We start from the raw sequence: 12,993 nt of genomic DNA on the forward strand, positions 1-12,993 counted from the left end.
CCGTTCTCCGAACCGGCTCACGCCACCGCTTACGCAGCCTCGGCCGGATCAGTCGCCGAATCGGTGCGACTGAAAGCCGCCGCTAGGAGCAGCCGTTCCGCCATATTGCGCTTGGAGCTGGGGCAGGGCACTCGGCCCTCGATCCATTCCTTCGGACATGCGCCCCCACAGACAGGAAGCATTCGGCAGCGGCTACAGCCGAAGGCGCCGCTCTGAACTTGATCGTTGAAGCTACCAAGGACGTCGCGCGTCGTGCCTCGCTCGCCGCTCATGACATCACCAATGGCAAATCGGTTTGGCGTGCCGTAGCTCGGCACATAGGAGACCTCGGTGCAGTTGAAGAGCGTGCCATGCGCATCGACCAGGGCTCCCTGCGGCTGCACCGCAAGGCAGACGACATGCTGCACCTTGGGGACGAGCGGCACCGAAAAGCCCAGCCGTTTCATCTCCACGAACCAGGACAGCTCCATGCGGGCGTAGTCCTCCGGGTCAAGGCTCCGCCGATGGGCATCATTGCCCCAGGAATGGATCGGCGCCGTATAGAACTGGACCGCACGGTGCAGCCCCTCGTCATGCAGGCGCTGCAGCAGCCGTACAACATCGGGCGAATTCTCCCGGTCGACATTGCAGCGGACCTTGATCTCCACCGGATCGGAGCCGATCGTATCCGCCAGCGCCACGAGGTTCGCAAGGATCTGGTTGAAAGTCGGTTTACCGGATTTCGTATGCCGTCGCCGGTCGTGGTACATCGCAGTTCCATCGAGCGACACGGTGATAGACACAACCCCGAGTGCATTCACTAGTTCAGCGCCTATCTTCCGTGACATTGCCAATCCGTTGGTAACAATGCTCGCCCGGTATTCAACATTCCTTTCTTCCGCAATTCGGCGAAGCTGGGGCGTCAGGGAGCGCATCTGCACAAGCCCCGAAAGCGGCTCGGCGCCAAACCAGCAGAGATTCAGCTCTGCAAACTTCCCGGCATCCAGTCTGTCTCGAACGTCCCGCAGAATGGCCGTCTCGTTCTCTGTGCTGAGGTTTCTTCGCTCATGCGTCTGGCCGCAGTAGCCACAGCCGAGCTGGCAATGCGCGGTCGGCTGGATTACGTAATTCAGATGAGTATTGGTCCGGATCGCCTCCCGATTGCGCGATAACACAACGGCGAGCTCGTCCTCCGCCTGCGGCACGAGTATTTCCGCTTCCGACAGCTCGGTCCGGGTCTTGGCGTTCAGTTTCTCGAATGCGCCCAACCGCAAGACTTGCCAGATCGATAGCGGCAACTCGAAAACGGCGCCCGTCCGGGTGGCGAGAACCACTAGAAGGGGTGCGTTATCCTCGGAGAATATAGGTGATGCGACAACATATGAGGATAGCTTCTGCATGATCGGGCCTCATTAGCAGCTAAGCACGGTTATCAAACCGAGCAGCGTACCCGCATCAGAAACGTCCGGCGGAATAACATTGGCTTCCGCCGGACGAGGCGAACGGACTTACTTCCGGCCCCCGGCTTTCGCCGCCAGCGCAGCTTCCGCACCGCCGCAGCCGCTGTTCTGACAACCGGTGTTCTGGTCCGACAGCGCCTTAAGCCGGCTCAACTGAGCCTCGGAAAGGTTCGACGCCGCCGTGCCGGTTGTCATTTGTTCGACTGCCTTGCTCAGACTCAGCTTGGCACTAGAAAGGGCTTCGATAACAGAATCGAGTTCTTCGGCCATTTTGGCAATCCTTTCAAATTGAAAGACGCCCATCGCACCCGGAGCCGAAACAAATAAATAATCTTCTCCAAAACCGGCACCGTTGTGCTCCGTGATGGACCGCTCCATTATATGCGATTACTTATGATCAAGCTGTGATGCCCCATGATCAGATTTAGTGCGTTAAATGTTAAAATGATGCCCTCGACATACGCTGTAGCAATTCGGCGACGTGATCGAGATCAACACAGCCCCGTTCGTTGAGCACCACGGCGAGTGTAGCGGCGACGGAGGTGCCGAGGTAATGACCGGTGCCGCGGGCGCATCACCTGCTCGGTAAAGATCGGCCCCGGCGTAGATTTATTTATGCTGTCTTCGGGAGTTGGGCACAGCTGAGGTGGTGATCTAGCTGAAGCAGTTGGGCTGTGGATGTCTGCGGTGCCGGTCGCGCGCCGGTGACGAACGGCACCGCTTTGGGATTCGCGATCTCCCTGCGCTGATCAGACGCAATCTGCAAACGTTGTCCTCGCCGCGGCAAGATTTCTGATGACTTCAGCTGTGCCTGTCGCAAATCAAATCCGAATATATTGATGATGCAGGCCATCCAGGATTGGAGGCCCTCGACCGGAACAATCCGACCAGCGCCAACCAGACCAGGCTGCAAGCTTCTCTCAGAAGACCGAAGCATTGCGCGATTCGCCCTCAATTGCCAGCCGGATGCGAAACCTTCAACCAGCTCACGTCGCCGGTTGTCAAAGCAGAGCAGTCTTGCGCCGCGGTTCGGGGAGTTTCGTAATCTCGGGCCGGCATGAAAGTCCGTCGGCGCTTTCAATAAGCTCCCGACAGATGGCGTTCCCGATTTTACGAGCAGCTGTCTGAGAATTAGCTTGCGCCAAGCGACGGCTAGGGAGACAGCTCGCGATGAGGTTTCTGGTGATGGCAGTGGCGGTGCTGGCGTTGTTGGCAGTGCCTGCACAGGCGCAGATGGGAGGCGGCAAGCGTGGGCATAAGGGCGGCGGTCCTGCAGCCGCAGGCAATAAGCCCAAGGTCGACGAAAAGGCCTATCAGGAAGCTCTCAAACGCATTCCCGATTCCAAGGAAAAGTACGATCCATGGGCTGTGACTAAGTCGCCTGAAGCTGGAAAGTCTTCGAAGAGTGCGCAATGAAACCATGTTTATGGGTGGGATTACCTATCCGAGCCTGGCGAGAGCTGTGTCGTCGGCAGGCTGATATGCTCTGCTGGAGTCCGCCGATCATCGAGGGATGACCGCCGTCGCCTCCGGCCAGCGTTCAACACGAACCTCTTTGGATTATGCCTTGCGTGGCCATCGGGCATGCCTCAAATCCGACATCGCGCCAGTTCCTAAAAGGGCCACAAACGGACTCAAGCATCACATCTCGGGAACCTGAGGCTCTGGCCGTTTTTGAGGTTGACCCCGAAGGACCAAGGGCGGTGCCATTCCCATTGCCCCCGCGTGCAATACGGCGTGACAATCGGCGCGAGGCTATGGAACCGTCTGCGGCGGACAACAGTTTACCCCGCGACCAAGCGGAATGGCGTCGCCGGATTTTGATGGTTCAGACGGCGCGGTATGTCTCCTACTTTCTAGACCGAACCATCGGCGGACTTGGGGGCGAAGGAAAAGGCATGCGCGCCTTGATCCTAGCATTGTCTATTCTAGCGATCATCAATAGCGCGCACTTTGCTATGGCTGGTCTGAGCAGCACGCCTCGCGAGACGTTGATACCTGCCGATACGGCGATCGCTACCGACGAAGCGACTCAGAAGACCGAGGAACAGATCGGCCTCACCAAAACAAAGCGCCGTGAAGTGCAACGTAGGCTAACCAGGCTCGGGTTCGGCACCAAGATCAATGGGAAGTTCGACGAATCGACTCGCGCCGTTATCGCGCGCTGGCAGGAGAAAAACGGCTACCCTACGACTGGCTTCCTCAACGCCACCCAGCATAAGGTACTAACGGACACCGGCGCGAGCGCTGGCAAATCTGGCCATCAACACCGTCGTCGCGCTGGGGGCCGTGCTCGCTATTCGCGTGGTGTCGGCGGTCCAATCGGCGCGATCGGCGGCGCTGTGCACGGCGTAGGGCGTGCGGTGGGCGGACTGTTCCGCAGATGACTCGTCTAGCCTCAAGATAGTTGGGCCTATTGCTATAGGCGCCCTTTCTCTCGTGACCATGTTTCAGGGAGCGTGGTACGCATGGCCGCTCACTTGCGTGATTCTGCCACTTGCCGCCTTATTCTTAAGACCCGTAACACATGTCTAGGTCCTAGCTTGATTGACGGTGGAATCCACGAACGCGGCGGCGATGTGAGCGGACAAAGACCGCCACCTCCCCCACGCTCAAGCAGCCTAGCTAGTCCCCAAACCCCGCTCCGGCGGAATTCTCTGTTTCTGACGGCGATCTTGAGCGCGGTGATTATTCGAGGCCAAAATCAACAACCGACGGGCGATCGGTGCAAGGCCGATTACCGCATTGCAGCGCGCCTCGGCAAACGATCATGCCAAAGCTCGCGTCCCGCTGCAAAACGGGCTATACTAAGGAACGTGAGGTTCTGAGTGAGCTGTTACGGAGGCTCGTCATGAAATCACACATTGTTCCCTTCGAAAATCGCTGGACTAACGGTGAGCGCGCTTGGCGCTGGTACTGCGAACTTGAGCGATTGGGCGTGCCGAACGTCAGAATGATATTCAGCGAACACGAGACCCATCATGGCGATGAGCCTGCAGTTGTCTTCGATGTTCCCGCTGGATTTGTACGCGACTGGCTGGCTTTCCACGACCGGCGCTCCGCTCACCAGCAGCGTTTGTGGCAAGCAATGGTCATTGGATTGGGCCTTGTTGCCGTGTCCGGCGTAATGCTCGGGACGTAAGATAGTCTGGACAGCTTGAGACGAGACATCTACGCCGGCTAATGCATCATGACATGCGCTCCGTGCCAGGACACTAAAGTGGGGCTAGTGGACCACAAGAACCGGAATATGGGCAGTAGCAACAACCTCGGCAGTCTGGCTGCCCAAAAGAACCCGCTTGATCCCACGGTACCCATGGGAGGCCATGACGATCAGGTCGCACCCCTGCGTCTTCGCCGCGTCAACGATAGCTGCGGCCGGTAAGGCATTCGGGATATGGAGTGTCTCGACCGTCAGTCCCATTTCTTCTGCCGCCGCTTTCGCTGCGGAAAGGATAGCTTGTGCATGCCGTGTGTTGGCATCTTTAAGCCGATCCGGGTCCATTCCCGCCATACCCCATCCGCTTGCGCTGATGGAGGGAACTGGAAATGGCTCCGTTACAGTGATGATTGTAACCTTGCTGCCGTTTTCATCGGCCAGCGACAGACCATGGTCGACACCTTTCTGTGCCAGTTCGGAGCCGTCAGTGGAGATGAGAATGTGAGTGTACATAGTACCGCTCCGCACTCAAAAGTTCTGGGCCAATCATAATCATCACATCTCATCTCAGCAAGAAGCCGGATACGACGGTTCTTGGCAGAGGTTGAAGTGGAGCAGCGGGGGTTGTTGAGTAATTAGAGCCGAAAGCGGTCCGGGCCCGATAAGACAAAAAGACTCACCAGTCGCGAACTTATTGCTGTCCCACCATCCAGACCGTTGTCATTGTGATGGCAATCGCAATGAACTGAAGGAGAACCCGCATTCGCATAAGCTTTTGCGATAGGTTGGGACTACCGCCGCGCATCATGGTGATCAGGCCCATGAGCAGTACGGCAGCGACCGCAGCCACCGCGATCGGAATCAAAACGTTGCTCAGAAACAGCGTCATGGTGATAGCGATCTCACGCCCGCTTAATGTAAGTAACTGAGTGAGACGGGAGTGGTTCCGGGCAACCGCTCGTTCTTTGGCCTACAGCCTTATAGAAACGCCCTACGCGGCCCTAAACTCGCTCTTGCAAGACTATTCGCGGCCGCCCGTCCGAATGGCTTTTGAAGCGCGGCCAACATCGGCATGAATGACGCTATCCGCTGGGTAGCCATACCCCGTCGGAGAGCGTAGTCCCAAATTTTTCGTGCGAGACCAAAGACACTCCTCAGCAGGTCACGGCCGCGACACGCGGGGCGGACGCAACGAGGTCGCGCTCTTGGCAAGCCCGCCCGCAAACCTTCGGCGTTGATCCCGCTATTACATCTTCGGACGCGGATCATCCTTTGGATTGATGTAGTTGATGCCCCATGGACCGGAGCTGTTGAGCTGAATAACCGTGGCGTCGTCGGCGAAGAACGAGTGCACCGAACGAGCGGGCATAGCAAAGAAACTACCCGCGGGAAGAACCTGGGCTTTGTCGTGATCGTCTGTCGTTCCCATTCCCAGCCGCGCTGCTCCCGAGAGCACGGTGACGATCTCTGGCTTGGGATGAGTGTGCGGCGCAATGTGATAGCCCTTTGGCACCTTCAGCCGAAGAGCAAACAGACCTTCCTTGCCCGGGTCGCCATACAGCACTGCCGCCTGCGCACCCTGCGGGAGGGATGATGGCGCTGGTCCCCACACGATGTCCTGGGGCGCAAACAACTTGTGCTCGCCTGTCTCTTGGCCAACGGCGCTGCCTGCCAGCGTTGTGAGTCCGATAGCCGTTGTCGCAACAATGTTGAGAAGAGTATGCCGATTCATTGTGGCTTCTCCTTTGACATAGGCGCTGCCCGTGAACGGCTACGCGCCCGGCGCAGAAGCGAAAGTTCAAATCAGACTGCTTTCAGCCGAGAAGCCTGCCTCGCCGGAACATGAAAATGCCGGGAACGAAACTTCTGGCCACCGCGAGAACGCTACTCTCGCAGTTTTCCAACGCGATCTTCTGGGCAAGCATCACGTCACCGATCGGCAGCTCACCCATTGTTCGAAAACACAGCCCTAGCCTCGGGTGGCCTGTTTCGTCGACCTCGAAGACGTTCGACATGGTGCCGGGATAAATCCTATACCGCCTGCCCGTGTCGCCACCGACGACTTCGAAGTATTCCTTTTCCGCGAACTGCATCCGTTGCACCGGTGACAGCCACTCCCGCAGAAGCCGCAAAGACCGGCCCTCCGCAGTTCGCTCGGCCCCAAGTCTGATGAAAAGCGCCCTTACGGCTCTTATACGCGAGCGTTCGCATGGTGGAAGTCGCGACATGGCGCTGACCGTTTCTACCCGCCGACCAGCCTGGGGAAGAACACGGTTTCTTCCGCGTCCGGGTCGAACGATCGGATTTGCGAGACCTGCCCCGCACCGGTCCGGACCGCGGCGGTGAAGCCGACCTTCGTCAGCTCGCAAAATCGCTGCTCCGCCTTAGCCAGTTCCTGTGCGTCATTCGCATTGAAAAAGTTCCGGCTGTCGCCGGTACGGTCCATCACGATCTGGATTGCCATGATCGTCCTCCTCGGATGCAAATAGCCAAGGACCTTGATCAATTATCCGGCTGAAGCTGCGGAACTTCAAGAAAATAGATTCGTCGCGAACCCAAAATTTGGATTACGCGCTGTCTCGTCGGCGCGTGACTTCGGCGTGTCCTTGTTTAATGACAAATGGGTGCGCGTGCCGTTGTAGTAGATCATGTACGAGAGCAGCACGTGACGCAGATGGCGTTCGCCAGATTCCACGATATGATCAACGCATTCCCTGCGGATCGATCCGATCAGCTGCTCGGCATCGCGGAGGTCTTTCATTTGCACTCCAAAAAGGAGACCCAATTCGCAAGCTCGGTCTGGCGTATCGCGTCACTAACAATATCTGCGTCCAGTCCGAGACGCCATGCGATGTCACGCCGCTTTGGGTCTGCTTCGAGCGCGGACAGGTCGGCTGCATATCGTTCGAGTTCAGCAAGATCAGCGAAAAAGCCCTCGTCGACCAAGGTCTGGCCGTAACGACGGATCACGGAGGCAACGTCGTGCAGACGATATTCCGGATGATACTGCACTCCCCAAAATACGCCCCGTCCGAAGCGGATCTCCGCTGCCTGCACCTCGCAGATCGCATTTCGTGCCGTGATGACGGTGTCCGCCGGAAGACGGGTAACGACATCGCTATGGATGGCCGGCGCGTCGAATGCCGCGGCGCGACGCGCATGCATTGGATGTAGCTGCCCCTCCGTGGTCAGCGTGATCTTGCGCGCGAATGCCACTTCCCGACCTGCGGGATTGAGCCCAACCTCCCCTCCTGCCGCCACTGCCGCAAGCTGCAATCCCCAGCACGACCCGAACATCGGAACCCCGCGAGCAAAGACCTCGCGGACAAACTCGATCTGCCGCATCGACTCGGCTTCGCACTGGTAAATGTTGAGCGACGAGCCGGTGATGGCAACGCCATGATAGGCATCGATTGGCTGAGGCGGCGAAGCGCTTTCGTCAGTTCCAAGATAAATATCGACCACCGCTTGGGGGGCCAGGGTCCGGAGTAGATCGGCGTAGCTCTCGCCCGGAGTCGCCCCCGCAGTTTGCGCAATCCGGCGGCGGCCGGATGGAGGGTTGCCTTCAAGAACCAATAACCGCAGCAAGGCCTATCCCCCGATGTCACCGCGGATCGCGGCTAGCGTGAGTTGCTCGAACTCGGCTTCGGTCAGTGACCTGGGATTGGCGCTAGCGGTCGGATCCTTGACCGCATCTTTCGCAATCGTTCCGGCATCTGCTTCCTTGACGCCGAGCTCCGCCAGCGTATGGGGTACCCCAAGATTCTTCCGCAAGGCCATAATCCAGTTCAGCACAGTATCGAAATCACGGCCCGGCAGGTCGAGTGCGCGGGCAATGTGCGGGATCTTGTCGGCGATAGCTTTCCTGTTGCACACCATGACGTAGGGGAAGATGACACCGTTGGTGAGACCATGGTGCGTATCGTATCGTGCGCCGACGGGGTGCGACACCGAATGGATCGCGCCGAGCCCTTTCTGGAAAGCCGTGGCTCCCATCGACGCCGCCGCGAACATGTAGGCGCGAGCTTCCAGGTCGTTACCGTCAGCGACGGCGCGTGGCAAATAGGTGTCGACGATCTTGATGCCCTCCAGCGCCACACCATCGGCGAGCGGATGAAAGGCTTTCACACAATAGGCCTCGAAACAGTGCGCCAGCGCATCCATGCCCGTCGCCATGGTCAGGAACGGCGGAAGGCCGACCGCGAGCTCCGGGTCCTCGACGGCGACCTTCGGCATCATCAAGGGGTGAAAGATGATTTTCTTTTCGTGCGTGTCTTCGCGAGTGATCACACTTGCGCGCCCGACCTCAGAGCCGGTGCCGGCGGTGGTTGGCACCGCGATGATGGGGGCGACACCGTCGGTGCTGGCCCGTGTCCACCAGTCGCCGACATCCTCGAAATCAAAGACCGACCGCGACTGGGCCACCATGAACGCCACGCACTTGCCGACGTCGAGTGCCGAGCCGCCGCCGACCGCGACAACGCCGTCGTGACCACCCTGCTTGAACGCCACAACGCCGGCCGTCAGGTTGGACTCGACCGGATTACCTTTGACATCGGAGAAGATGCTGATCGGGATTCCCGCCTCGCGCACGCGCCGTGCGATGCTCGCGATCATGTCAGACTTGGCGAGTCCTGCATCCGTGACAAGCAATGGCCTGGTGATGCCAAGAGCCCGGCAGAGATCCGGCAACTCGGCGATGCGCCCGGGCCCCGCAATGACGCGCGTCGGAAAATTCCAGGCTCCAGTGATTTGAACGTGCATGGACGGCTCTCAATGCTTCAGTCGGAGATGATATGATTTGGGCCGGGACATCGTTCACGATATCGCTCTTGGAAGCGTCGGGTTTCAGATGATCTCAAAATAACGGGCGAGTTCCCAATCGGTGATCGCCTTGCGGAATTCGCGTTCCTCCCATTGCCGTGTCATGGCAAAATGCTCGACGAAGAGCTCGCCGAATAATTCTCGGGCAATGGCAGATCCGGCAAGCCGATCCGCAGCCTCCGACAATGTACGCGGCAACGCGCGAGCAGCTGCATGCTTCATGTCATAGGCATTACCGGTGATCGGCTCATCAGGCTCGATCTTGTGCTCGATGCCCCAGAGCCCCGAGCCGAGCGCAGCGGCGATGGCCAGATACGGATTGATGTCGGCAGCGGCGATTCGGTATTCGACGCGCTGGCTCGACGGCGATCCCGGTATCACGCGCAAGGCGCAGGTACGATTTTCGATGCCCCAGGTGGCGTCGGTCGGAGCCCAGAAACCCGGGATCAGTCGCGAATAGCTATTCACGGTCGACGCGACCATGGCCAGAAGTTCAGGCAGAAGCGCCTGCTGGCCTCCGACGAAATGACGCATGGTGTCGGACATGTAGCCCGGACGGCCGCTTTCGTGGAATGCCGGCTTGCCATCGGCACCGCGCAGCGACAAATGCAAATGGCCGGACTGGCCGGGATAGGCGTTCGACCATTTGGCCATGAACGTCACCATCTTGCCCTGACGTTCGGCCCATACCTTGGAGAAGGTCTTGAACAGGACCGCGCGGTCGGCGGCCGCGAGCGTATCCGTGTACTGGATGGCGGCTTCCAGCACGCCGGGCCCCGTTTCCGTGTGAAAGCTTTCCAGCGGAATGTCCATCTCGTCGCATAGCGCGAGCAGCCCGCGATTGAGATCCGCCTCGACCGACGAACGCAGTAGGGAATAGCCGAACCAGCCGGGCGTAAGGTTCTTCAGGTCGCGAAAGTTCTTCTCCCTGACGCTGTGTGGTGTCTCGTCGAAGACGAAGAACTCGAACTCCGCAGCGACCGTGGCGGTAAATCCCATCTTGGTCGCCCGATCGATCACGCGCTTGAGAAGTCGCCGCGGGCAGAGCTGCGCTGCCGCGTCATCAAACTCGCCGAGAAAGAACAGCATGCCCGGCTCGGTCGGCAATTCGCGGCAGGTGGTGGGATCAATGCGGGCGGTCGCATCCGGAAATGCGGTGTGCCAGCCGGTGAAGGTCGACTTATCATAGAGCTGGTCACTAGAGTCCCAGCCGAAGATCACATCGCAGAACTTAAACCCCGATTCGAGCGCGTTGAAAAACTTGTCCCGCGCCAGATACTTGCCGCGGATGACGCCGTCGAGATCGACCACGCCGAGCTTAACGTGGGACAGACGGCGCGCTTCGATCAGCGCACGGGCATCTTCAGCACTCTTTACGCTTCTCGCATCCATGGACTGGGTCTCGGTTCCTACAGCTCATCTTCACACGCCGTGACGAACATGTCCGCATTTTCCTTGCTGAAGCAGAGCGGCGGCCGAATCTTCAACCTGCTATCATACGGGCCAGACCCACCGATCAGAATGCCTGTGTGTGCCGAAAACCTCATCCGAGTTGATGATGCGACGGAATCGCCTAAACTGGCGAAATGATCGGGTGCAAGCTTCTCTCATAAGACAGAAGCATCGCGCGATTCCGCCTCACGTGCCAGCCGGATTAGGTTTCCGATAGGGACAGCTGCGGCGTGATCGCGATTGAATGCTGGATTTGTCGCACCTATCATCCGCTAACGTGACAAAGCCCACCCCGCTATTCTTGGACCTGATGCTGGTAATTCAGGCTCAGGGCAAGCATAGTTGCGGCATTGGATTCATCGGCGTCGATGATGTGAACTCCCCCGGTCAACGCCGGTGATTTGCGGAAATGTTGTTTGGACAACCGGAGTCACGCCATGTCTCCCAGCGAATTACCTCCCCCCCGACACACTTTCAATTCCGCCGAAATGGGCGTCATCGCGCATCTGTACCGCGGCGAAGTCTATCGCTCGACGATCTGGCGAACGCGGCTCGACAACACGACCAATTGGTCGATCGTCACGATGGGCATCGCGTTGTCGACGACCTTTTCGAGCCCGGAGGCGTCACCCCTGCCCCTTGTACTGGTGGGGCTGCTGTTTGCCGTGTTTCTCGGCATGGAGGCGCGGCGCTATCGCTATTTCAATGTCTGGCGCGCCCGGACTCGCTGGCTGGAGATGAATTTCTATGCGCCAATATTCACCGGTGAAGCGCGCGACGATAGCTGGCAGGTGATTCTCGCGCGCGACTACACGGTGCCACGCCACCACATTTCGTTTGTCCGCGCGGCTGGGCGGCGTTTGCGTCGAAACTACGTCTGGATTTTCGCCATCCAGGCAATCGCCTATTACGGCAAGATAGCCATCCATCCGACGTCTGCGGCGACCCTGGCCGAATATTCCGATCGCGCCGCCGTCGGACCGATTCCCGGCTGGATCGTTCTGATGACAGGCTTTGCCTACTATTTCGGCTGGCTGGTGCTCGCGCTCGGCACGCTGTGGCTCGACCAACGCCAACACGACGCCAAGGTGGCAATGGGTTAAGCAGGAGGTGGGGCGCTGCCCAACCCCGCGAATGCCATACGCGCGTACGTCAGGTGGCTGGAAGATCTCATCGTACAGCTCGATAGCACCTTCTCCGACATCGAGAGCTCGCACACGAAAGGCTGCCTGTCGCGGGACATGGTTACCCTCCACAAGGAGGCTGACCGCATCCGCGACAGCAGGGCGGCGCGTGCTGCAATGGGGAGCGACCGTGCGAAGAAAGGCACCAAGGCGGTTCCGCAATAAGATCAACAGCAGCAGCGATACACAGACCCCGGCTTCGGCCGGGGCTTTTCTTTGCGCGGCAGAGGTTGAGCTATTCGGTTTTCCTACTAACTGAAAGGCGATTGCCGGCCGTCGGCAGCGGTGCACTTCTTGAAAGGAACGATTCCCTCATCATGCAGATTTTCAGCTATGTCCTTACCGACTTTGCTCATCACTCAAAACCGATCGAGGCCGCGTTGGAGAGCCTTGAAGAAGCGCTTAGGTACGGAACCGCCCTGGCCCGCCATATGCTCGAGGCAACGCCCGACCTGACTGGCAAAGGGATATGCGTCACCGTCCTCAACAGCCTCGGCGAAACTGTCTCCATCCTCCCTTTTGATTGCCTTAACTGACCTGCCCGCGTACACGCGAACGATTCTCAAAGAGGCTCTGCTACGTAGAGCCTCTTTTCTAGGGGATAAAGGTCGCCTGCACGAAGTGCGTGTCACCCGTTTGCTGGGAGAGCGTCGAAAGGAAAAAGGTTAGCCGCGGAGGCGCCTGTCCTTATCGCAAATCAAATCCGGATATATTGATGATGCAGTCCGCCCAGGATCGGATGGCAGATAATGCGTCCCACTATCTCGGCGGCGCGTGATTTCGGCGCGTCCTTGTTCAATGACAAATGGGTGCGCGTGCCGTTGTAGTAGCTCATGTACGAGAACAGCACGTGACGCAGATGGCGTTCGCCGAATACCACGACATGATCAATGCATTCCCTGCGGATCGATCCGATCAGCCGTTCGGCGTATTG

At 58.7% G+C, this 12,993-nt stretch carries 17 protein-coding genes; 5 read left to right on the plus strand and 12 right to left on the minus strand.

Going from position 1 to position 12,993, the window contains the following annotated elements; genetic code table 11:
- Window positions 1-29: 29 nt before the first annotated feature.
- Together ACM561_RS17020 and ACM561_RS17025 are read right to left on the minus strand one after the other, a co-directional pair.
- On the minus strand, window positions 30-1,379 hold the full coding sequence (locus tag ACM561_RS17020) for a radical SAM protein (protein ID WP_425906618.1): 1,350 nt from the start codon (window positions 1,377-1,379) through the stop codon (window positions 30-32).
- A gap of 108 nt (window positions 1,380-1,487) precedes the next feature.
- Window positions 1,488-1,817 (minus strand): hypothetical protein, encoded by a 330-nt coding sequence (locus tag ACM561_RS17025; protein ID WP_425906620.1) that lies wholly within the window; start codon window positions 1,815-1,817, stop codon window positions 1,488-1,490.
- A gap of 792 nt (window positions 1,818-2,609) precedes the next feature.
- Between ACM561_RS17025 and ACM561_RS17030 the strand changes: the two genes are divergently transcribed.
- The 3 genes from ACM561_RS17030 (at window position 2,610) to ACM561_RS17040 (ending at window position 4,581) form a co-directional block, all read left to right on the plus strand.
- A complete protein-coding gene (locus ACM561_RS17030) occupies window positions 2,610-2,855 on the plus strand; it encodes a hypothetical protein (RefSeq protein WP_425906621.1) in 246 nt (81 codons plus the stop codon).
- Between the two features lie 482 nt (window positions 2,856-3,337).
- Window positions 3,338-3,826 (plus strand): peptidoglycan-binding domain-containing protein, encoded by a 489-nt coding sequence (locus tag ACM561_RS17035; protein WP_425906622.1) that lies wholly within the window; start codon window positions 3,338-3,340, stop codon window positions 3,824-3,826.
- 464 nt (window positions 3,827-4,290) lie between these two features.
- Window positions 4,291-4,581, plus strand: a complete 291-nt coding sequence (locus ACM561_RS17040; protein WP_425906624.1) for a hypothetical protein — start codon at window positions 4,291-4,293, stop codon at window positions 4,579-4,581.
- Window positions 4,582-4,665: 84 nt separating this feature from the next.
- Here ACM561_RS17040 and ACM561_RS17045 read toward each other — a convergent pair whose 3' ends face one another.
- The 9 genes from ACM561_RS17045 to ACM561_RS17085 all read right to left on the minus strand — a co-directional run bounded on the left by ACM561_RS17045 (window position 4,666) and on the right by ACM561_RS17085 (window position 10,815).
- Window positions 4,666-5,112 carry a universal stress protein gene (locus tag ACM561_RS17045; RefSeq protein ID WP_425906626.1) on the minus strand — a complete coding sequence of 149 codons (447 nt, stop codon included), beginning with the start codon at window positions 5,110-5,112 and terminating at the stop codon, window positions 4,666-4,668.
- Window positions 5,113-5,290: 178 nt separating this feature from the next.
- Complete coding sequence (locus tag ACM561_RS17050; protein ID WP_425906628.1) at window positions 5,291-5,488, minus strand: twin transmembrane helix small protein; 198 nt, start codon at window positions 5,486-5,488, stop codon at window positions 5,291-5,293.
- Window positions 5,489-5,845: 357 nt separating this feature from the next.
- Window positions 5,846-6,331, minus strand: coding sequence for a cupin domain-containing protein (locus ACM561_RS17055; RefSeq protein ID WP_425906630.1), 486 nt, complete (start codon window positions 6,329-6,331; stop codon window positions 5,846-5,848).
- 82 nt (window positions 6,332-6,413) lie between these two features.
- Complete coding sequence (locus ACM561_RS17060; protein ID WP_425906632.1) at window positions 6,414-6,827, minus strand: hypothetical protein; 414 nt, start codon at window positions 6,825-6,827, stop codon at window positions 6,414-6,416.
- A 14-nt stretch (window positions 6,828-6,841) separates the two neighbouring features.
- Window positions 6,842-7,063, minus strand: a complete 222-nt coding sequence (locus ACM561_RS17065) for a hypothetical protein (protein WP_079445982.1) — start codon at window positions 7,061-7,063, stop codon at window positions 6,842-6,844.
- Window positions 7,064-7,129: 66 nt separating this feature from the next.
- On the minus strand, window positions 7,130-7,360 hold the full coding sequence (locus ACM561_RS17070) for a hypothetical protein (protein ID WP_425906633.1): 231 nt from the start codon (window positions 7,358-7,360) through the stop codon (window positions 7,130-7,132).
- Window positions 7,357-8,187: a type 1 glutamine amidotransferase gene (locus ACM561_RS17075; protein ID WP_425906635.1), complete on the minus strand. Its 831-nt coding sequence runs from the start codon at window positions 8,185-8,187 to the stop codon at window positions 7,357-7,359. The genes ACM561_RS17070 and ACM561_RS17075 overlap by 4 nt, the downstream gene beginning before the upstream one ends.
- A 3-nt stretch (window positions 8,188-8,190) precedes the next feature.
- The gene (locus ACM561_RS17080; RefSeq protein WP_425906637.1) at window positions 8,191-9,363 is read right to left on the minus strand and encodes an iron-containing alcohol dehydrogenase; all 1,173 of its coding nucleotides are present in this window, start codon (window positions 9,361-9,363) and stop codon (window positions 8,191-8,193) included.
- A gap of 84 nt (window positions 9,364-9,447) precedes the next feature.
- Complete coding sequence (locus ACM561_RS17085) at window positions 9,448-10,815, minus strand: glutamine synthetase family protein (RefSeq protein ID WP_425906639.1); 1,368 nt, start codon at window positions 10,813-10,815, stop codon at window positions 9,448-9,450.
- Window positions 10,816-11,312: 497 nt separating this feature from the next.
- Between ACM561_RS17085 and ACM561_RS17090 the strand changes: the two genes are divergently transcribed.
- Together ACM561_RS17090 and ACM561_RS17095 are read left to right on the plus strand one after the other, a co-directional pair.
- Window positions 11,313-11,978, plus strand: coding sequence for a DUF2270 domain-containing protein (locus tag ACM561_RS17090; RefSeq protein ID WP_425906641.1), 666 nt, complete (start codon window positions 11,313-11,315; stop codon window positions 11,976-11,978).
- Window positions 11,979-12,325: 347 nt separating this feature from the next.
- A complete protein-coding gene (locus tag ACM561_RS17095; RefSeq protein WP_425906643.1) occupies window positions 12,326-12,595 on the plus strand; it encodes a hypothetical protein in 270 nt (89 codons plus the stop codon).
- 161 nt (window positions 12,596-12,756) lie between these two features.
- Here ACM561_RS17095 and ACM561_RS17100 read toward each other — a convergent pair whose 3' ends face one another.
- Window positions 12,757-12,978: a hypothetical protein gene (locus ACM561_RS17100; protein WP_425909806.1), complete on the minus strand. Its 222-nt coding sequence runs from the start codon at window positions 12,976-12,978 to the stop codon at window positions 12,757-12,759.
- Window positions 12,979-12,993 lie beyond the last annotated feature (15 nt).

It is taken from the genome of Nitrobacter sp. TKz-YC02 (assembly GCF_049852135.1).
Classification (GTDB): domain Bacteria; phylum Pseudomonadota; class Alphaproteobacteria; order Rhizobiales; family Xanthobacteraceae; genus Nitrobacter; species Nitrobacter vulgaris.